The organism is Citromicrobium bathyomarinum (assembly GCF_038594605.1).
Lineage (GTDB): Bacteria > Pseudomonadota > Alphaproteobacteria > Sphingomonadales > Sphingomonadaceae > Alteriqipengyuania > Alteriqipengyuania bathyomarina_B.
In genome coordinates this window covers 675836-691971 of record NZ_JBCFZM010000002.1, presented here as the reverse complement: position 1 = coordinate 691971, position 16136 = coordinate 675836, and the positions used below count along the sequence as shown (strand labels likewise).

Genomic DNA, 16136 nt, shown 5'->3' with positions numbered 1-16136 from the left:
CTCAGCACGAACGTTAGTCAGCCTCGGCCCCATCCCGGCTCTTCAGCCGATCCCGTGATAACGCTTGAACCACGCGACGAAGTGCGGGAAGCCTTCCTCGGCGGTGGTTTGCGGGGCGAAACCGTGATCGCGCGCGATCGCGTCGATATCCGCAAAGGTGCGCGGCACGTCGCCCTTCTGCATCGGGTGCATGTCGATCTGCGCCTTGCGACCGCAGGCCTCCTCGATGATCCCGATCACGTGCATCAACTCTTCGGGGCGGTTGTTGCCAATATTGTAGATCGCGTGCGGGGCCACGCTGCCACCCGGCTTGGCTGCGCCGTCGTCCGCCGGGGCTTTGTCGAGGCAGGCCACGATCCCGCGCACGATATCGTCGATAAAGGTGAAGTCGCGCTGCATCTTCCCGTGGTTGAAGACCGGGATCGGCTCGCCATTCAGGATCTTCGAGGTGAAGATCCACGGCATCATGTCGGGTCGGCCCCACGGGCCATAGACGGTGAAGAACCTGAGGCCCGTCTGCGGCAGGCGGTAGAGATGGGCGTAGCTTTCGCTCATCAGCTCGTCCGCCTTCTTGGTCGCGGCATAGAGCGAGAAAGGGTGATCGACGCGGTCGTCGACCGAGAAGGGCACCTTCTCGTTCCCCCCATAGACCGAGCTCGAGCTGGCATAGACCAGATGACCGATGCCCCGCTCGCGCGCCAGTTCGAGGATATTGAGATGGCCGGTGAGGTTCGACCGCGCATAGGCGCGCGGATTTTCGAGCGAATAGCGCACGCCCGCCTGTGCGCCCAAATGCACGATTGCGGTGAAACGCTCCCCCTCCAGCGCGCGGTCGAGCGCCGCCTCGTCCGAAAAGTCGCATTCGACGAAGCGGAAGGCCTCGCCCGCCGCTTCCGCCACCCGCGCCAGCCGGTCGCGCTTGAGCGAGACCGGGTAGTAATCGTTGAGGTTATCGAGCCCGATCACCCGGTCGCCGCGCGCGCATAGCGCCTGCGACAGCGCCGCGCCGATAAATCCGGCCGCTCCGGTAACCAGAATCTTCACACGAGGCTCCTTGCTTGTGGCGGGGTCTAGCAGACGGGCCGTTACCATAAATTTTACCGCCGCCATGCAAAAGGGGCCGAGACTTTTCGAGCGCGACAAGGACGCCCCCATGACCAAAGACACATGCAAGGTCGCCGTAGTCGGCCTCGGCTATATCGGCCTGCCGACCGCCGCGATCATCGCGCGCAGCGGGTGCGAGGTGATCGGCGTCGATACGTCGCAGGCGGTGGTCGAGACGATCAATCGCGGCGACATCCACATCGAGGAGGTCGATCTCGACGGGTTGGTGCAGGCGGTCGTCGCGCGCGGCACCTTGCAGGCGAGCCTTGAGATGCCGGTCGCCGACGTCTACGTGATCGCGGTGCCGACCCCGTTCGAGAAGGACGGCGCACACACGCCCGACACCGGCTATGTGATGGCGGCGGCGGATGCGATCGCGCCCGTGATGCGCGCCGGTGCGCTGGTCATCGTCGAATCGACCTGCCCGGTCGGCACCACCCATGCGGTGCGCGATCGGCTGGCGGCGCTCCGCCCCGATCTCGCGATGCCGGAAATCGCATCGGGCACGCCCGACATCGCCATCGCCTATTGCCCCGAACGCGTGCTGCCGGGACGCATCCTCGAAGAACTGGTCCATAACGACCGCTCGGTCGGTGGGATCACCCCGCGCTGTGCGCGCAAGGCGCTCGCCTTCTACAAGCGCTTCGTGCGCGGCGAATGCGTGACCACCGATGCGCGCGCGGCGGAGATGACGAAGCTGGTCGAAAACGCCTTTCGCGACGTCAACATCGCCTTTGCCAACGAATTGTCGATGATCGCAGACAAGCAGGGGCTGGACGTGTGGGAGGTGATCCGCCTCGCCAACCGGCACCCGCGGGTGAACATACTCCAACCCGGCCCGGGTGTGGGCGGGCACTGCATCGCGGTCGACCCCTGGTTCATCGTCCACGGCGCGCCCGAGGAAGCGCGCGTGATCCGCACCGCGCGCGAGGTGAACGATGCGAAGATGCACCACGTGCTGACCCGCGCGGGCGCGCTGATCGCGGAGAATCCCGGCGTGCCGGTCGCCTGTTTCGGCCTCGCCTTCAAACCCAATATCGACGATTTCCGCGAAAGCCCCGCGCGCTTCATCGCCGCGCGGCTGGCGCGCCGGTTCGGCGAGCGGATCAATATTGTGGAGCCCTATGCGCGCGAGCTGCCGGTCGAGTTCGGCGACACCGGGGCGCGCCTGATCGATATCGACACCGCGCTGGAAACCTGCGGGATCATGATCCTGCTGGTCGACCATGACCTGTTCCGCTCCATCCCGGCAGAGGAACGTCGCAATGCCGTGGTCTACGACACGCGCGGGGCATGGGGAGGCGATGGCGACCGCGATGGCCGCGCCCCGCTGCGCCTCGCGAGCTAGGCCTCAGTCCAGCGCGATATCGGGCGCGTCTTCCTGCTTCATGCCCACGACGTGGTAGCCCGCGTCGACATGGTGCACCTCGCCTGTCACCCCGGCAGAGAGGTCGGACAGGAAATAGAGGCCTGATCCCCCGACATCGTCGATCGTCACGTTGCGGCGCAGCGGCGAATTCAGCTCGTTCCACTTCAGGATGTAACGGAAATCGCCGATCCCGCTCGCGGCGAGTGTCTTGATCGGGCCTGCGCTGATCGCGTTGACGCGGATGTTGGCCGGCCCCAGGTCGTTGGCGAGATACTGCACGCTCGTTTCCAGCGCGGCCTTGGCGACACCCATCACGTTGTAATGCGGGATGACTTTTTCCGCGCCATAATAGGTCAGCGTCAGGATCGATCCGCCTCCTGTCCCGTCCTCTGCCTTGGGCGGCATCATCGCCGCCGCGCGCTTGGCCACAGCGACCAGGCTGTAGGCCGAGATGTTCATTGTCATCAGGAAATTGTCGAGGCTGGTATCGAGATACTTCCCGCGCAGCTCGTTCTTGTCCGAAAAGCCGATCGCGTGGACCACGAAATCGAGGCCGTCCCAGCGTTCCTTCAGCGCATCGAAGGCTGCGTCGAGCTTGTCCATGTCGCTCACATCGCAGGGGATCACGATGTCCGATCCCAGCTGGTCGGCCAGCGGTCGCACACGCTTCTCCAGCGCTTCGCCCTGATAGGTGAAGGCCAGCTGCGCGCCGTGCTCGGCCAGCTTCTTCGCGATCCCCCAGGCGAGGGACTTGTCGTTGGCGAGGCCCATGATGAGGCCGCGTTTGCCTTCCATAAGACCGGTCATGGATCTTTCCTTTCGTAAGCGAGAGCTTCTGGCGCGATGCGCGGTTCCCCGCCGCCGAGCCGACTGAGGCGTTCCTCCTCCGGCGTTTCGGCAAGCGCCGCGTTCAGTTGCGCACCGATAACGAGGCCGAGGCCCACCAGCCAGAAAAACAGCAGCGTTATGATGATCCCGGCGAGCGAACCGTAGGTGAGGCTGTAGGCGAAGAAGCTGCGCAGCACCGGCGGCAGGGCGACGGTTACGCCCACCCACCACAATGTCGTTGCCACCGCGCCAGGCCATTTGGGGTAGCGTTTGCGGCGATAGGGGCCCGGCGTGAGGATGTAGAACAGCGCGTAGATCGATCCGAACAGTCCGAAGCCGGGCACGAATCGCGCCAGCGCGAGCTTGTCGAGCGCATCGCTGAGCAGCGGGAAATACGCCTCGATCACCTGTTGCGCGGTGCCAATCATGACCTGCGCGATCAGCGAGAGCATCAGCAGGATCACCGCGCCGATGATCATCGCGGTGGACGCGAGGCGATAGCGCCAGAAGGCCTGCGTCGCTTCGGTGCCGTAGGCCCGGCGCAGCAGATCGCGGATCGTCTCGATCAGACTGCCCACGGTCCACAGCCCGATCGCCCCGCCTGCCCATAATAGCCAGCCCTGCCGCGCATCGATCACACTGCGCGCGACCGGCTCGATCACATCGGCCACCACTGGCGGCATCGCGAGCAGCAGGGCGTTGATCGTGGCCGCACGCTCGTTCCCCTCGCCCAGTGCGGCAAAGATCGCGGTGGCGGTGATGAAGAAGGGGAAGATCGCCAGCATCGACATGTAGGCGAGGTTTCCGGCGTAGAGAAATCCGTCGTTGAACGTCCCGACCACCACCCTGCGTCCGACTTCGTAGGATTTGATGTGGGCGGGCAGTGGCCGCGCCGCGCCGCTGCGGATGGACAGCGCTTCGCGCCGCCGGTCTTCCGGTGTGAGCGAGTGTATCTGTCGCGATTCGCGGTCGGGCAGTGCCCGTTTCAAGCGAGGGATGATGCGGCGCATCGGCAGGTCAGGTGCCCAGATTGGCGCGCGGATTCGTGTTGTCCGTCCACCCTTCGAGCGCCTTGCTCAGCGGGCCGATATCGTCCGGCAGAACGATCTGGATCGTCACCAGCTGGTCGCCGCGTCCACCACCTTTGCGCGAAAATCCCTTCCCCGCGAGGCGCATCGTGGTGCCCCCTGAAGTGCCGGGCTTGATCGTCAGCATCACCGGCCCATCGACCGTCGGCACGCGCACCTTGCCGCCATTGACGGCCTCCGTCAGCGTGATCGGCAGGTCGAGCCGCACCCGGTCCCCATCGCGTTCGAAGAAGGCATGACGGTCGATTTCGATCGTCACCAGCGCATCGCCCGCCCCGCCGGGGCCCCGTTCGCCCTTGCCGCGCAGCCGCATTTGCGTGCCGCTCTCCACCCCAGCGGGCAGCTTGAGGTCGATCGTCTTGCCGTCGGACAGCGTGATCCGCTGTTCGCTCAGCCGGGCAGCGTCGATGAAGGGTACGACCAGCCGATAGGCAGTGTCCGCTCCCTTGCGCGGAGGGGGTGCGCCGCGACCGAAGCCGCCGCCCATCCCACCGCCCATACCACCGGGGCCACCGCGCGGTCCGCCACCCATCCCGCCAGCACGACCGCCGCCGAACAGGCCTTCGAACAGATCGCCAAGATCCACTTCCTCGCCGCCAAAGCCCTGGTTCGAATAGCCGCCTGCTGACCCGCGCCCGCCGGCATATCCGGCACCTCCCCCCGCTCCGGCCCCCGCGAAGGGGTTCGTCGGGTTGCCTTCGAGATCGATCTCGCCCCGGTCGTAGCGCGCCCGCTGCTTCTTGTCGGACAGCAGGTCGTAAGCCTTGGTGATGTCCGAAAATCGCTCGGCCGCGTCGGGTTTGTCCTTGTTGCGGTCCGGATGCAGCTCTTTTGCCAGCGTGCGATACGCGCTTTTGATCTGCTGTTCGGATGCGGAGCGCCCGACGCCGAGAATGTCATAAGGATCCGCCATCACCTGCTAGCTAGAATTGGCAGGCCCCCCGCGCAAGGCGCTTCACCATATTGATGCTGTTGCCCGATCGGACTGCATTTTCGCGAGAGGGCGGGGAACAGCCCCCGCCAGGCGATTGCGCGCGGGGCCCGGGGATGCTCAGGACAGGGGCATGAAAGTCCTCGTCGACATCGTCCATCCCGCCGACGTGCTGTTCTTCCGCCACCCGCTCGCCCGGCTGATGGATGCAGGCGCCGAGGTTCGCATCGCTTCGCGCGAGAAAGACGTGGCCTGCGCGCTGCTCGACGAATTCGGCCTGCCGCACGAGGTGGCATCGAAGGCGGGCAAGGGTACGGTCGGACTGGCGCGAGAGCTGGTACTGCGCGACGCCGCGATTTTGCGCATGGCGCGCCGCTTCCGGCCCGATGTGATGGTCGGCTTCGGCGGGGTCGCGATCGCCCATGTCGGCAAGCTGACCGGCATCCCCTCGGTCAGCTTCTATGCGGCGGACACCGCCAGCCTGCAGACCCGCCTGACCTGGCCCTTCATCACCCGCCTCTATGTGCCCGAACCCTATGCTGGGCCGGTGCCCGAGGGGCGCACGACGCGCTTCCCCGGCGTGAAGGAGCTGTCCTACTTCCACCCCGAGAATTTCCGTGGCGACGCGGATGTGGCGCGTGCCAATGGCTGGGTCGAAGGGGAGCAGAACTTTTTCCTGCGCACCGTCGGCTGGGGCGCAAACCACGATCTGGGCAAGTCGGGTTGGTCGGACGAGGATCTCTCGGCGCTGGTCGAAATGCTGTCGGCGCGCGGCACCGTCCATATCTCGACCGAGCGTGCGTTGCCCGCGCATCTCGACCGACACCTCTATCGCGGGGAGCGTAGCGCGCTGCATCACGTGATGGCGCACTGCCACCTCTATGTGGGCGAAAGCGCGACGATGGCGCACGAGGCGGCGTTCCTCGGCGTGCCTGCAATCTACGACGGGGCCGACCATCCCGGCACGACGCGAGAGCTGGCGGCGCACGGCATGCTGACGGCGCTGCGGCAGCCGGGGATCGGCGCATTGAGTGCGGCGGTCGAGGATATGCTGGGCGAGCGGCGACGTGAAGAAGTGAGGACCGCGCGCGATGCCTATATCGCGGATCGACCCAACCTGGCGGGCTATATCGCCGACGCAATCCGCGACGCGGCGCGCTGAGCGCGGCTAACCGCGCGCAGTATCCTCGACCAGCATCAGCCGCGCATCCTCGCTCAGGGCCAGCCCCGCAACGCCGTGCGCCAGCGTGCAGCTGCCAACGGGGAGCGGGGTCTCGCCCAGCGTGACGCCTTCGGCCAGCGGCAGCAGCAAGGCGTCTCCCGCGAAGCGCCCCGCGGGGACGGCGCCACCGCCGCCAAGCACCGCAAGCCGGAAATACGGCCCGTCGATCAGTTCGTCATAGCCCGATGCAGACGCGCCCGATTGCAGCGCGGGGTCGTAGCGACAGCGCTTCGCAACCCGCAGCGCATCCTCCAGATGTAGCTCGCGCGGGCGGCCGTAATCGTAGAGGCGATAGGTGATGTCGCTGTTCTGCTGGACCTCCAGCAGGCTGATGCCCGCGCCGATCGCATGGATCGTGCCTGCGGGGATCGAGAAGAAATCGCCCGGCGCCACCTCGATCGTGTGCAGCGCATCCTCGATCGACCCGTCGAGCGCGGCGGCGCGCAGGTCTTCGACGCCCATCTCGCGGTTGAGCCCGACCGCAATCCTCGCGCCCGGCTCGGCATCGAGGATGTACCAGCATTCGTTCTTGCCGCGCTTGCCCTCGGGCGCATGGGCATCGTCGGGGTGGACCTGCACGCTGAGCGCGGCATCGGTGAAGATGAACTTGACCAGTAGGCGCGCCATTTCGGGTGGCGGATCGAACCAGATCTCGCCCAGCGGCTCCGCGCCCGGATTGACGAAGGGCGGGGGCGGGGTGTGTCGGCCCCAGACCTTCTGCACGAGATGGGTCGGCAGCTGCCTCACGGACGCGACACGCCGTCGAGCTTGCCGACATCCTGCGCGCGCCGGGCGCTGGTGACCAGGATATCGTCCCCGTCGACCACCACGATCACGTCTTCCATGCCCACGACGCAGACGCGCGGCCCGTCGCTATCGACCATCACGTTGGTGCAGTCGCGCAGTTCGTGCGGGCCGGTAGAGGCCCCGCCGCGCGCTTCGCGCAGGGCGTCCCAGTTGCCGATGTCGGACCAGCCCATGGACACCGGCACCATCGCGGCGCGTGTCGTGTTTTCCATCACCGCATAGTCGATCGATTCGCCCTCGATCTCGGCGAAAGGCGCCTGCGCCGGACGGAACACCGCGCCGTCCTGCGCGCCTTGCGCCACCGCCGCCTCGCACAGTCGCGCCATTTCGGGCCGATGCGTGCGCAGTTCATCCAGCAGGCGTTCGCGCCCGAAGGCGAAGATGCCGCCGTTCCAGCTGTGACGCCCGTCGGCAAGGAAGCCTTGCGCGGTTTCGAGGTCGGGCTTCTCGACGAACGCGTCGAGCGCATAGCCGCCGGGCAGCGCCGCGCCGCGCCGCAGGTAGCCATAGCCGGTATGCGGACTGACCGCCTCGATCCCGAAGGCGACCAGATAGCCATCCTGCGCCAGCCGCGCCGCGGCCTGCGCCGATTCGCGAAAGGCGGCTTCGTCGGCGATGTGATGATCGCTGGGACAGATCAGCAGCACGCTGCCCTCGCGCGCGCGCAGGGCGGCCAGCGCGATGGCGGGGGCGGTGTTGCGGCCCATCGGCTCGGCAATGATCGACAGCGTGTCGCCACCCTGTTCGAGCACCAGCGGGACATGCGCTTCACCTGCGACCACCATCGGCGGGGCGAACAGCTGCGCATCGCCCACGCGGTCCATCGCTTTTTGAAACAGCGTCCGCTCGCCGAGCAGCGGCAGGAACGGCTTGGGCTTGGCGCGACGGCTGCGCGGCCACAGGCGCGTGCCTCCGCCGCCGCACAGGATTACTGGCTGGATGGTCCCCGTCATGGCGGCTGCTCTAGCGAGCGGGAGGCGCAAATTGAATGCCCTAATTGCCCACGTCTCGCGCCGGGGCTAGGAGATCGGCATGAGCGAACATGAGCCGACCCCCACCGCAAGCGCGCTGCCGACCGACGATCCGATGGGCCTGTGCGCCAGATGGTTTGCCGAGGCGCGCGAGGCCGAGCCCGCTGACGGCAACGCGATGGCGCTGGCGACCGCGACGCCCGATGGCTTCCCCTCGGTCCGGATGGTGCTGCTCAAAAGCCATGGGCCGGAAGGGTTCACCTTCTATACCAATGCGCAGAGCCGCAAGGGCGAGGAAATCCGCGCGAATGCGCGCGCCGCGCTGCTGTTTCACTGGAAGAGCCTGCGCCGCCAGATCCGTATCGAGGGCCCGCTGAGCCAGGTGGCGGACGAGGTCGCGGACGAATATTTCCACTCGCGTTCGCGCGCTGCGCAGCTGGGCGCGGTCGCGTCCGACCAGTCGCGCCCGCTCGATGAGAGGGCCACCTTCGTGGAGCGCTATCGTGCCGCCGAGGAACGCTTCGCCGGGGGCGAGGTCGAGCGTCCGCCCCACTGGACCGGCTTCACGCTGGCGCCCGAGCGGATCGAATTCTGGCTCGACCGGGAGAACCGTTTGCACGACCGGCGGCTTTTCGTGCGCAAGGTTGGTGACGGCGGCGATGGCTGGACCAGCACGCTGCTGTATCCATGAGGAACGGCGCGGCGAGCGACAGGGCGATCCTCGGGCGGAGCGCCGCGTTCGCCTCCATTGCCACCGCGATGCTGCTGGTCGGGCTCAAGCTGTGGGCCGTGTGGCAGACCGATTCGATGGCGCTGCTCGGCAGCCTGGCCGACAGCGCGCTCGACCTCGTGGCCAGCCTTGCCACGCTGACCGGGGTGATCATCGCCGCGCGGCCGGCGGACCGCACCCACCGCTTCGGCCACGGGAAGGCGGAGGCACTGGCGGCGATATTCCAGGTGATGCTGATCGCGGTCTCCGCCACCGGCATCGCCATGCGCTCAGGCCAGGCGCTGATCGGGGGCGAGCGCGTGGCCGCCGCGCAGGAAGGCATCGTCGTCAGCGTGATCGCGATTCTCGCGACCTTCGCGCTACTCGCCTACCAGCGCTTCGTCATCGCGCGCACGCGGTCGGTCGCGATCCATGCCGATCATGTTCACTACCAGTCCGATCTGCTGCTTAATCTGGCGGTGATCGTGGCGCTGGTGCTCGATCGCTATGTCGGCGTCGCCGGGGCCGACCCGCTGTTCGGCCTCGCCATCGCTGCATGGCTGCTGTGGGGCGCATGGCGCGCCGGGGCCGAGGCGATCGACCACCTGATGGATCGCGAATGGCCCGAGGACAAGCGGCGGCGCTTTGTCGCGGTGGCTGCGCGCCATCCGGAGCTGTCGCGGCTGCACGATCTGCGGACGCGTACCAGTGGCGGAATCGACTTCGTGCAATTCCATGTGGACCTTCCGGGCGACTATACCGTTGAGAAGGCTCACGACATTATCGAACGGGTCGAACAGGATCTGCACGCCGAATTCCCCGATGCGGAGGTGCTGATCCATATCGATCCCGAAGGCCATGTCGACGATCCCGCCAATACGCTGGTCGAGGAAGACCAGTTCAAGAAGCTTGGAGAGACAGCGATGAACCCCGACACGAACGGAAAGCCGGAATGAGCGGGCTGTCCTACTGGCATGTCGATGCCTTTGCGGACCGCCCCTTTGCGGGCAATCAGGCGGCGGTGATGCCGCTTTCCTCGTGGCTGCCCGATGCGACCCTACAGGCGATCGGCGAAGAAAACGCCTTTGCCGAAACCGCCTTCGTGGTGCGCGACACCACCGGCACGGCGGACTGGGAGCTGCGCTGGTTCACGCCCACCAGCGAGGTCGCGCTGTGCGGTCATGCGACGCTCGCGGCGGGCCATGTCTTGCTGGACCCGAAGAACGGCTTCGGCGCTGGCGATACGGTCACCTTCCGCACCCGCAAGGCGGGTGTGCTCGAAGTGCGCCGCACCGATACGGGTTACGAACTGGCGTTGCCGATCACGCGGGTCGAAGAGGGGCAGTATTCCTCTCTGCTCAGCGCCCTGCATGTCAAAGCGCCACTGTTCGAATCGGTCAGCGGGGCGGAGCAGACGACCATCGTGCTGCTGGAAGACGAAGCAGCAGTGCGCGCCCTCCATCCCGATATGCGCGCGCTTTCCAAGATCGACCGGATGGTCATCTGTACCGCGCCCGGCGACCCGGGCGAGTCGGGCACGGACATCGTCAGCCGCGTCTTCGTGCCGGCCTGGGGCGTGCCCGAGGATAGCGTGACCGGTTCCGCCCATGCCGCGCTCGCGCCGTTCTGGGCCGAGCGGCTGGGGCGCGATACGATGAGCGCCTTTCAGGCCTCCAGGCGCGGCGGGTTGCTGCAATGCCGGATGGATGGCGAGCGCGTATGGCTCGGTGGCCCCTGCGTCACCGTGGTCGAGGGCCAGTTCAGGCTGCCGGAATAGGTGCGATCCGGGTAAAGCCTATTCGGTCGGATAAAGCTCGACCACGTCGTTGATCTGCCGCAGCAGCGCGCGCCGCTGCTCCGCGTCCGAATGGCCCAGCCGCACGACGGTCAGCCGCTGTTTCGGGGAGACGACGATGTATTGGCCCATATGGCCGATCGCGGCGAACACCCCCTCCGGCTTGTCGATCGGATAGAGCTGGTTCTGCGGATCGCTCGCCTGCGTGTTCAGCCAGGTCTGTCCGCCGTAGAAGGGCGCTGGCGGGCTCGGCTCGAGCATGAACTCGACCCATTTGCGGGGCACCAGCTGGGTGCCGCGATAGCTGCCCTTGTTGCGCAGGAATTCGCCGAAGCGCGCCCAGTCGCGCGCGGTCGCGTGGATCGCACTGCCGCCGATCAGCGTACCGGCAGCGTCGTACTCGGGCACCATCGAGGTCATGCCGAGCGGGCCGAACAGGCGGGTGCGCAGATATGTGTCGACCGCGTCGCGCCGGCTATCGGGATCGCCACTCCCGTCGGTCAGCACATCGGCCGCGATGTCGGCGAGAATGACGGTCGTGTTGCTCGAATATTCGAACTTCTCGCCCGGCTCGGCCTCCAGCGGCTGTTCTTCCGCGAACTTCGCCATGTCGTCGCGCTGGTCGAGGAATAGCATGCGCACTTCGCTCGATTCGTAGGGCACCTCGCCGCCTTCGGTATGGTCGAGGCCGGACCGCATCTGGAGCAGGTGGCGCAGCGTGATTTCCGCGCGCGCGTCGCCGGGGCGCTGCCAGCGCGCGATCGGCGCGGGTGCATCCAGTTCCAGCGCGCCATCTGCGACGAGCATGCCGACCATCACCGCAGTGACGGTCTTGGCCATCGACCAGCTGATGAAGCGCGTGTCCGCGCCGTATTCGGGCGCGTAGCGCTCGGCCACGATCTCGCCCCGGTGCATGACGATGGCGGCGCGCGTTTCGCCGAGGCCTTCTTCGCCATCGAACAGGTCGCCGAACTCCATCGCCAGCCGTTCGCGGCCCACGCCGGGAGCTTGCGCAACCGCCGCCAGCTCGGTTTCGGTCGGGCCGGGATCGGGCTCCGCTCCGCCACCGCAAGCGGTCAGCGCGAGGACGAGGCAGACAGGGCTTGCAAGCAGGAGGGTGCGACGCGACAACATGGGCTCAGCAATTCGCACGAGAGACGCACGCTTGGCAACGACAGATACCTTTTCCGACGGACCCGAATTGGGCGGGCCCGCACCCGCGCCGTCGGGCAAGCGCAGGCTGTGGCCGCGTGTGCTGCTGGTGGCGGTGCTGGTGCTCGTGACGGTGCTGGCGGTGGCGTGGTTCGCGAACCGTACGGCCATCAACGGCTATGCGACGACGGGTGCGTCCTACGCCGCCCGCGTCGGCTGTTCGTGCGTCTATATCGGCGGGCGCGACATCGGCGATTGCGCGAAGGACAAGGTTGCGGGGATGGAACTGGTTCGCCTGTCGGACGATCCCGCGGAAAAGAGCGTCACCGCGACCTTCCCGCTCGTCGCCAGTCAGACCGCGACCTTTCGCGAAGGCTATGGCTGCGTGCTGGAACCGTACGAAAACTAGGCCCGCACGGGTTCAGGCGTCCGCTTTTCAGGCCGCAGCCGTCGTGCTGTCGATCCAGCCGCCGCCGACCACACGCTCGCCCGCGTAGATCACCGCCGCCTGCCCCGGCGCGACGCCGAATTCGGGCTCGCCGAAGGTCAGGGTGACGGGCGCTTCGTCGCCCAGCGAACCTTCGAGCGTGATCGGCACCGGTTTGGCGAGCGAGCGGACTTTTGCGCTCTGCGGCATATCCGGCAGCGGGCCGATCCGGTTGGTTTCGACCAGCCGAGCCGATGCGGTCGCCAGCATCGCCTTGGGGCCCACGCGCACTTCCGCCGCATCGGCGTCCAGCTCCACCACATAGAGCGGTTCGGGCTGGCCCCCGATGTCGAGCCCGCGCCGCTGGCCGACCGTAAAATGGATCACGCCGGCATGCTCGCCCAGCGTCTCCCCGGTCTTGGCATGCACGATCCGGCCCCCGCGCCCGCCTTCCGGGCGCAAGCCCTTGACGATCTTGGCGTAATTTCCGTCGGGGACGAAGCAGATATCCTGGCTGTCGGGCTTGGCTGCATTGCGCAGGCCGGCATCCTCGGCCAGCTCGCGTACCAGCGTCTTGGGCATGCCGCCCAGCGGGTAGCGCAGGAATTCGAGCTGCTCCTGCGTGGTCGCGAAGAGGAAATAGGACTGGTCCCGGCTGGCGTCCTGCGCCCGGTGCAGTTCGGGCCCGCTCGCGCCCATCGCGCGGCGGACATAGTGCCCGGTGGCAAGGCAATCCGCGCCCAGCTCTCGCGCCATGGTCAGCAGATCGGTGAATTTGGGCCCCATGTTGCAACGGATGCACGGCACCGGAGTCCGGCCTGCGAGATAATCGTCGGCAAACTGTTCAACCACCGATTCGCGAAAGGCGCTTTCGTGGTCGAACACATAATGCGCGATGCCCAGCCGGTCCGCCACGGCGCGCGCATCGGCGATATCGTCGCCCGCGCAGCACGCGCCCTTGCGGCCCGTCGCCGCGCCGTAATCGTAAAGCTGGAGCGTGATGCCGACGACATCGGCGCCGGTTTTCGCGGCCAGCGCCGCGACGACCGAGGAATCGACCCCGCCCGACATGGCGACGACGATGCGGCAGTCGGCGGCGGCGCGCGGCAGATCGAACAGGCTCGCGGCCTGTTCGGCGTTCGAGAGGAAGGTGGTGTCGGCCATAGGTACCAGGCCAGCGCATATAGCCTGCCCCGGGGGCGAGACAAGCGAAGGGGGGCACGCGCGATGATTCAGGGGGCGGCAAATTTACCCGTTGTTGACCATCTTGCGGTTACATACTGCGCATGTTTCAAGACGTTAATCCTGTTGCCGCACCCGACGAGCCGGTCGACAAAGACGGGCTCAGGCGCGTCGGCTGGCCGGAACTGGCCGCCGCGATCAGTCTTTCGCGCGGACTCGGCCAGGAGGAGGAGGAAGGGCTGCTCGACCGCGTGGGGCCCATCTTCGACCGTGCCGAAGCCAAAGAACAACGCGGCGTTAACCTTAGCTCTTTAGCGCGCCGCAAATCACCCTGGGGCAATGCTGGTTCCACCAAGAGCGTTCCCCCTAGGCGTGACCGAGAGAAACCATGATCGAGAACCAGAAAATCAAACCCGACCACGTGATTGGCCCGCTGGGCGAACCACTGACGCTGGCCGACCTGCCTTCGCCCCGCACCAAGCGTTGGGTGATTCGCCGCAAGGCGGAGGTTGTGGCTGCCGTCAATGGCGGCCTGCTGACCATCGAAGAGGTTCTCGAACGCTATGGCCTGACGCTGGAGGAATTCGCTTCCTGGCAGCGCGCGGTCGATCGTTCGGGCATGCAGGGCCTGCGGGTGACGCGCATCCAGCACTATCGCGACCTTTACGAGCGCCAGCTGAAATACTGAACCCCGCATGCCGCCGCGGTGGCGGCAAGTGACCGACATTTCGTCGCGGCTCGGGAACTCCCTATCCTCCGGCTCCGTTGCAGCCTCGTAAACCGAACGGGTGCAATAAAAACAGGAGTTGGGATATGCTAAGTTGGATTATCGCGATTATCATCGGCGGTGTAGCGGGCTGGATTGCCTCGATGATCATGGGCCGTGATGCCTCGATGGGTATCTTCTGGAACATCATCGTCGGCCTGATCGGCTCGCTGATCGGCAACTGGGTCGGCAACAGCTTTTTCGGTGTCGGCGGACCGATCGGGGAATTCAGCCTGACCGGATTTCTTGTTGCCATCGTCGGCGCCGTGATTCTGCTGGCGATCGCCAATCTCGTCCAGCGTGGGCGCGTACGCTAACCGCGCCAAACAGATAGGCTGAACAAGCAGGCGGTCCGACATTGGTCGGGCCGCCTTTTTTGCATGTGCGAAGGCGAACGGGCCGGGTTTTCTGCCAATCCTTCGTCCCACTGCCTCTGCCGTTGGTAGAGCACCCGATTGCCTGCGCCATGCGCGACGCGTAAGGCGCCCTTGATAAATGGGAACTCAAACCGGCCACTTCGCGGGCCGGGCGAACACTTCCATCGGGTAGGCCACTGCGAACGGACATCACAGCTGATGAATTATCAACCGCCGGTCGGCCATGAGGACACAGACGACCGTATGATCCAGAACACCGCAACGATCGCCGATCACCCATCGGAAGCTGAACCGTCGAACGGCGGGGCCCTGCGCATTGCGATCATCGTCGCCGTGCTGATCCTTGCCGCGTTGATCGCAGGCTGGTTCTTCCTCCGCTCGGCCAACCAGACCCCCGCGGCAGAGGGTACCGAATCGCAGGCCCCGCAGATTACCGTGATGCAGCCGGGCAGCGCGACGATCGAGGGTACGATCACCGCCACCGGCACGATCGGCGCGCGCCGATCGCTCCCGGTGGGCGTCGTCGGCGAAGGCGGCCGGGTCGTCTCGGTCAATGTCGAGCAGGGCCAGTGGGTCCGTGCAGGCCAGGTGCTCGCATCGATCGACCGCTCGGTCCAGAACCAGCAGGCCCGCGCGCAGGCCGCGCAGGTCGCGGTTGCCCGGGCCGATGCCGAACTGGCGCAGAACAATCTCGATCGCGCGCTCCAGCTGGTCGAGCGCGGCTTCGTCTCGACCGCCGACGTCGATCGCCTGACCGCAACGCGCGACGCCGCGCGCGCCCGCGTCGATGTGGCGCAGGCGCAGCTGGGCGAACTGCGCGAGCGGACCGCCCGGCTCAACATCGTCGCGCCCGCCGCCGGGCTGGTGCTCGAACGCAATATCGAACCCGGCCAGACGGTCGGCGCGGGCACCTCGTCCGCTTTCGTGATCGCGCAGGGTGGCCAGATGGAGCTGCGCGCGCAGGTCGGCGAAAACGAGTTGCAGCGGCTCTCCGTCGGGGTCGAGGCCGATGTTTCGCCGGTCGGATCGACCGAAAGCTACACCGGGCAGGTCTGGCAGATCGAGCCGACCGTGAACGAACAGAGCCGTCAGGGCACCGCGCGCATCGCGCTGTCCTACGCGCCCGGCCTGCGCCCCGGAGGATTCGCCACCGCGACCATCCGCAGCGGGACCACCGTGGCGCCGCAGCTGCCCGAAAGCGCGGTCCTGGCGGATAGCGATGGCAGCTATGTCTATATCGTCGACAAGGACAACACGGTGCAGCGCCGCGCGATCGAAACCGGCATGGTCACCGCCAACGGCATTTCCATCACCAGCGGCCTGACCGGCAACGAACGCGTCGTGCTGCGTGCAGGCGGCTTCCTCAATCCGGGCGAACGCGTCGACCCTGTGACACGGGACGAGTAAC

Annotated in this window: 18 protein-coding genes; 10 read left to right on the top strand and 8 right to left on the bottom strand. The window is 66.6% G+C overall.

What is annotated here, in order from left to right; translation table 11 throughout:
- Window positions 1-42: 42 nt before the first annotated feature.
- The gene (locus AAG612_RS10440) at window positions 43-1044 is read right to left on the bottom strand and encodes an SDR family NAD(P)-dependent oxidoreductase (RefSeq protein WP_342509951.1); all 1002 of its coding nucleotides are present in this window, start codon (window positions 1042-1044) and stop codon (window positions 43-45) included.
- A gap of 109 nt (window positions 1045-1153) precedes the next feature.
- Between AAG612_RS10440 and wecC the strand changes: the two genes are divergently transcribed.
- Entirely contained in the window at window positions 1154-2452 is a 1299-nt protein-coding gene (wecC, locus tag AAG612_RS10435) for a UDP-N-acetyl-D-mannosamine dehydrogenase (protein WP_342509949.1), read from the top strand.
- A 3-nt stretch (window positions 2453-2455) separates the two neighbouring features.
- Here wecC and fabI read toward each other — a convergent pair whose 3' ends face one another.
- The 3 genes from fabI to AAG612_RS10420 are packed head-to-tail and all read right to left on the bottom strand — an operon-like array spanning window position 2456 to window position 5302.
- The gene (fabI, locus tag AAG612_RS10430; protein ID WP_342509947.1) at window positions 2456-3280 is read right to left on the bottom strand and encodes an enoyl-ACP reductase FabI; all 825 of its coding nucleotides are present in this window, start codon (window positions 3278-3280) and stop codon (window positions 2456-2458) included.
- Window positions 3277-4311 carry a YihY/virulence factor BrkB family protein gene (locus AAG612_RS10425; protein WP_342509945.1) on the bottom strand — a complete coding sequence of 345 codons (1035 nt, stop codon included), beginning with the start codon at window positions 4309-4311 and terminating at the stop codon, window positions 3277-3279. The genes fabI and AAG612_RS10425 overlap by 4 nt, the downstream gene beginning before the upstream one ends.
- A 7-nt stretch (window positions 4312-4318) precedes the next feature.
- Window positions 4319-5302, bottom strand: coding sequence for a DnaJ C-terminal domain-containing protein (locus tag AAG612_RS10420; protein WP_342509943.1), 984 nt, complete (start codon window positions 5300-5302; stop codon window positions 4319-4321).
- A gap of 151 nt (window positions 5303-5453) precedes the next feature.
- On the opposite strand from AAG612_RS10420, the gene AAG612_RS10415 reads away from it, so the two are divergent.
- Window positions 5454-6482, top strand: coding sequence for a hypothetical protein (locus AAG612_RS10415; RefSeq protein ID WP_342509940.1), 1029 nt, complete (start codon window positions 5454-5456; stop codon window positions 6480-6482).
- A gap of 6 nt (window positions 6483-6488) precedes the next feature.
- On the opposite strand, the gene AAG612_RS10410 is transcribed toward AAG612_RS10415, so the two are convergent.
- Complete coding sequence (locus tag AAG612_RS10410) at window positions 6489-7289, bottom strand: class I mannose-6-phosphate isomerase (RefSeq protein ID WP_342509939.1); 801 nt, start codon at window positions 7287-7289, stop codon at window positions 6489-6491.
- Window positions 7286-8302 carry a mannose-1-phosphate guanylyltransferase gene (locus tag AAG612_RS10405; RefSeq protein ID WP_342509937.1) on the bottom strand — a complete coding sequence of 339 codons (1017 nt, stop codon included), beginning with the start codon at window positions 8300-8302 and terminating at the stop codon, window positions 7286-7288. Before AAG612_RS10405 ends, AAG612_RS10410 begins: the two co-directional genes overlap by 4 nt.
- A 79-nt stretch (window positions 8303-8381) precedes the next feature.
- Between AAG612_RS10405 and pdxH the strand changes: the two genes are divergently transcribed.
- Genes pdxH through AAG612_RS10390 form a run of 3 tightly spaced genes read left to right on the top strand, consistent with a single transcriptional unit; the run spans window position 8382 to window position 10806 of the window.
- Entirely contained in the window at window positions 8382-9011 is a 630-nt protein-coding gene (gene pdxH / locus AAG612_RS10400; RefSeq protein ID WP_425341846.1) for a pyridoxamine 5'-phosphate oxidase, read from the top strand.
- Window positions 9008-9985, top strand: coding sequence for a cation diffusion facilitator family transporter (locus tag AAG612_RS10395; protein ID WP_342509936.1), 978 nt, complete (start codon window positions 9008-9010; stop codon window positions 9983-9985). The genes pdxH and AAG612_RS10395 overlap by 4 nt, the downstream gene beginning before the upstream one ends.
- Window positions 9982-10806: a PhzF family phenazine biosynthesis protein gene (locus AAG612_RS10390; RefSeq protein WP_342509934.1), complete on the top strand. Its 825-nt coding sequence runs from the start codon at window positions 9982-9984 to the stop codon at window positions 10804-10806. Before AAG612_RS10395 ends, AAG612_RS10390 begins: the two co-directional genes overlap by 4 nt.
- Before the next feature lie 18 nt (window positions 10807-10824).
- Here the strand turns inward: AAG612_RS10390 and AAG612_RS10385 are convergent, their stop codons facing one another.
- Window positions 10825-11958, bottom strand: coding sequence for a serine hydrolase domain-containing protein (locus AAG612_RS10385; protein ID WP_342509931.1), 1134 nt, complete (start codon window positions 11956-11958; stop codon window positions 10825-10827).
- A gap of 31 nt (window positions 11959-11989) precedes the next feature.
- On the opposite strand from AAG612_RS10385, the gene AAG612_RS10380 reads away from it, so the two are divergent.
- On the top strand, window positions 11990-12385 hold the full coding sequence (locus tag AAG612_RS10380; RefSeq protein ID WP_342509929.1) for a hypothetical protein: 396 nt from the start codon (window positions 11990-11992) through the stop codon (window positions 12383-12385).
- A 27-nt stretch (window positions 12386-12412) separates the two neighbouring features.
- On the opposite strand, the gene mnmA is transcribed toward AAG612_RS10380, so the two are convergent.
- Window positions 12413-13567: a tRNA 2-thiouridine(34) synthase MnmA gene (mnmA, locus tag AAG612_RS10375; protein ID WP_342509927.1), complete on the bottom strand. Its 1155-nt coding sequence runs from the start codon at window positions 13565-13567 to the stop codon at window positions 12413-12415.
- A gap of 122 nt (window positions 13568-13689) precedes the next feature.
- Between mnmA and AAG612_RS10370 the strand changes: the two genes are divergently transcribed.
- The 4 genes from AAG612_RS10370 to AAG612_RS10355 all read left to right on the top strand — a co-directional run bounded on the left by AAG612_RS10370 (window position 13690) and on the right by AAG612_RS10355 (window position 16135).
- A complete protein-coding gene (locus AAG612_RS10370; protein WP_342509925.1) occupies window positions 13690-13977 on the top strand; it encodes a hypothetical protein in 288 nt (95 codons plus the stop codon).
- Entirely contained in the window at window positions 13974-14273 is a 300-nt protein-coding gene (sciP, locus tag AAG612_RS10365) for a CtrA inhibitor SciP (RefSeq protein ID WP_342509923.1), read from the top strand. The genes AAG612_RS10370 and sciP overlap by 4 nt, the downstream gene beginning before the upstream one ends.
- 125 nt (window positions 14274-14398) lie before the next feature.
- Complete coding sequence (locus tag AAG612_RS10360; protein ID WP_342509921.1) at window positions 14399-14668, top strand: GlsB/YeaQ/YmgE family stress response membrane protein; 270 nt, start codon at window positions 14399-14401, stop codon at window positions 14666-14668.
- A 258-nt stretch (window positions 14669-14926) separates the two neighbouring features.
- Window positions 14927-16135, top strand: coding sequence for an efflux RND transporter periplasmic adaptor subunit (locus tag AAG612_RS10355; protein WP_342509919.1), 1209 nt, complete (start codon window positions 14927-14929; stop codon window positions 16133-16135).
- Window position 16136 lies beyond the last annotated feature (1 nt).

What these genes read in the sequence shown, in the direction of transcription:
- AAG612_RS10385 (WP_342509931.1), bottom strand. Translation starts at nt 11,958, where the DNA reads ATGTTGTCGCGTCGCACCCTCCTGCTTGCAAGCCCTGTCTGCCTCGTC.
- AAG612_RS10355 (WP_342509919.1), top strand. Translation starts at nt 14,927, where the DNA reads ATGAATTATCAACCGCCGGTCGGCCATGAGGACACAGACGACCGTATG.
- AAG612_RS10390 (WP_342509934.1), top strand. Translation starts at nt 9,982, where the DNA reads ATGAGCGGGCTGTCCTACTGGCATGTCGATGCCTTTGCGGACCGCCCC.
- AAG612_RS10360 (WP_342509921.1), top strand. Translation starts at nt 14,399, where the DNA reads ATGCTAAGTTGGATTATCGCGATTATCATCGGCGGTGTAGCGGGCTGG.
- AAG612_RS10415 (WP_342509940.1), top strand. Translation starts at nt 5,454, where the DNA reads ATGAAAGTCCTCGTCGACATCGTCCATCCCGCCGACGTGCTGTTCTTC.
- AAG612_RS10405 (WP_342509937.1), bottom strand. Translation starts at nt 8,302, where the DNA reads ATGACGGGGACCATCCAGCCAGTAATCCTGTGCGGCGGCGGAGGCACG.
- AAG612_RS10370 (WP_342509925.1), top strand. Translation starts at nt 13,690, where the DNA reads ATGTTTCAAGACGTTAATCCTGTTGCCGCACCCGACGAGCCGGTCGAC.
- mnmA (WP_342509927.1), bottom strand. Translation starts at nt 13,567, where the DNA reads ATGGCCGACACCACCTTCCTCTCGAACGCCGAACAGGCCGCGAGCCTG.
- wecC (WP_342509949.1), top strand. Translation starts at nt 1,154, where the DNA reads ATGACCAAAGACACATGCAAGGTCGCCGTAGTCGGCCTCGGCTATATC.
- AAG612_RS10425 (WP_342509945.1), bottom strand. Translation starts at nt 4,311, where the DNA reads ATGCGCCGCATCATCCCTCGCTTGAAACGGGCACTGCCCGACCGCGAA.
- fabI (WP_342509947.1), bottom strand. Translation starts at nt 3,280, where the DNA reads ATGACCGGTCTTATGGAAGGCAAACGCGGCCTCATCATGGGCCTCGCC.
- sciP (WP_342509923.1), top strand. Translation starts at nt 13,974, where the DNA reads ATGATCGAGAACCAGAAAATCAAACCCGACCACGTGATTGGCCCGCTG.
- AAG612_RS10420 (WP_342509943.1), bottom strand. Translation starts at nt 5,302, where the DNA reads ATGGCGGATCCTTATGACATTCTCGGCGTCGGGCGCTCCGCATCCGAA.
- pdxH (WP_425341846.1), top strand. Translation starts at nt 8,382, where the DNA reads ATGAGCGAACATGAGCCGACCCCCACCGCAAGCGCGCTGCCGACCGAC.
- AAG612_RS10395 (WP_342509936.1), top strand. Translation starts at nt 9,008, where the DNA reads ATGAGGAACGGCGCGGCGAGCGACAGGGCGATCCTCGGGCGGAGCGCC.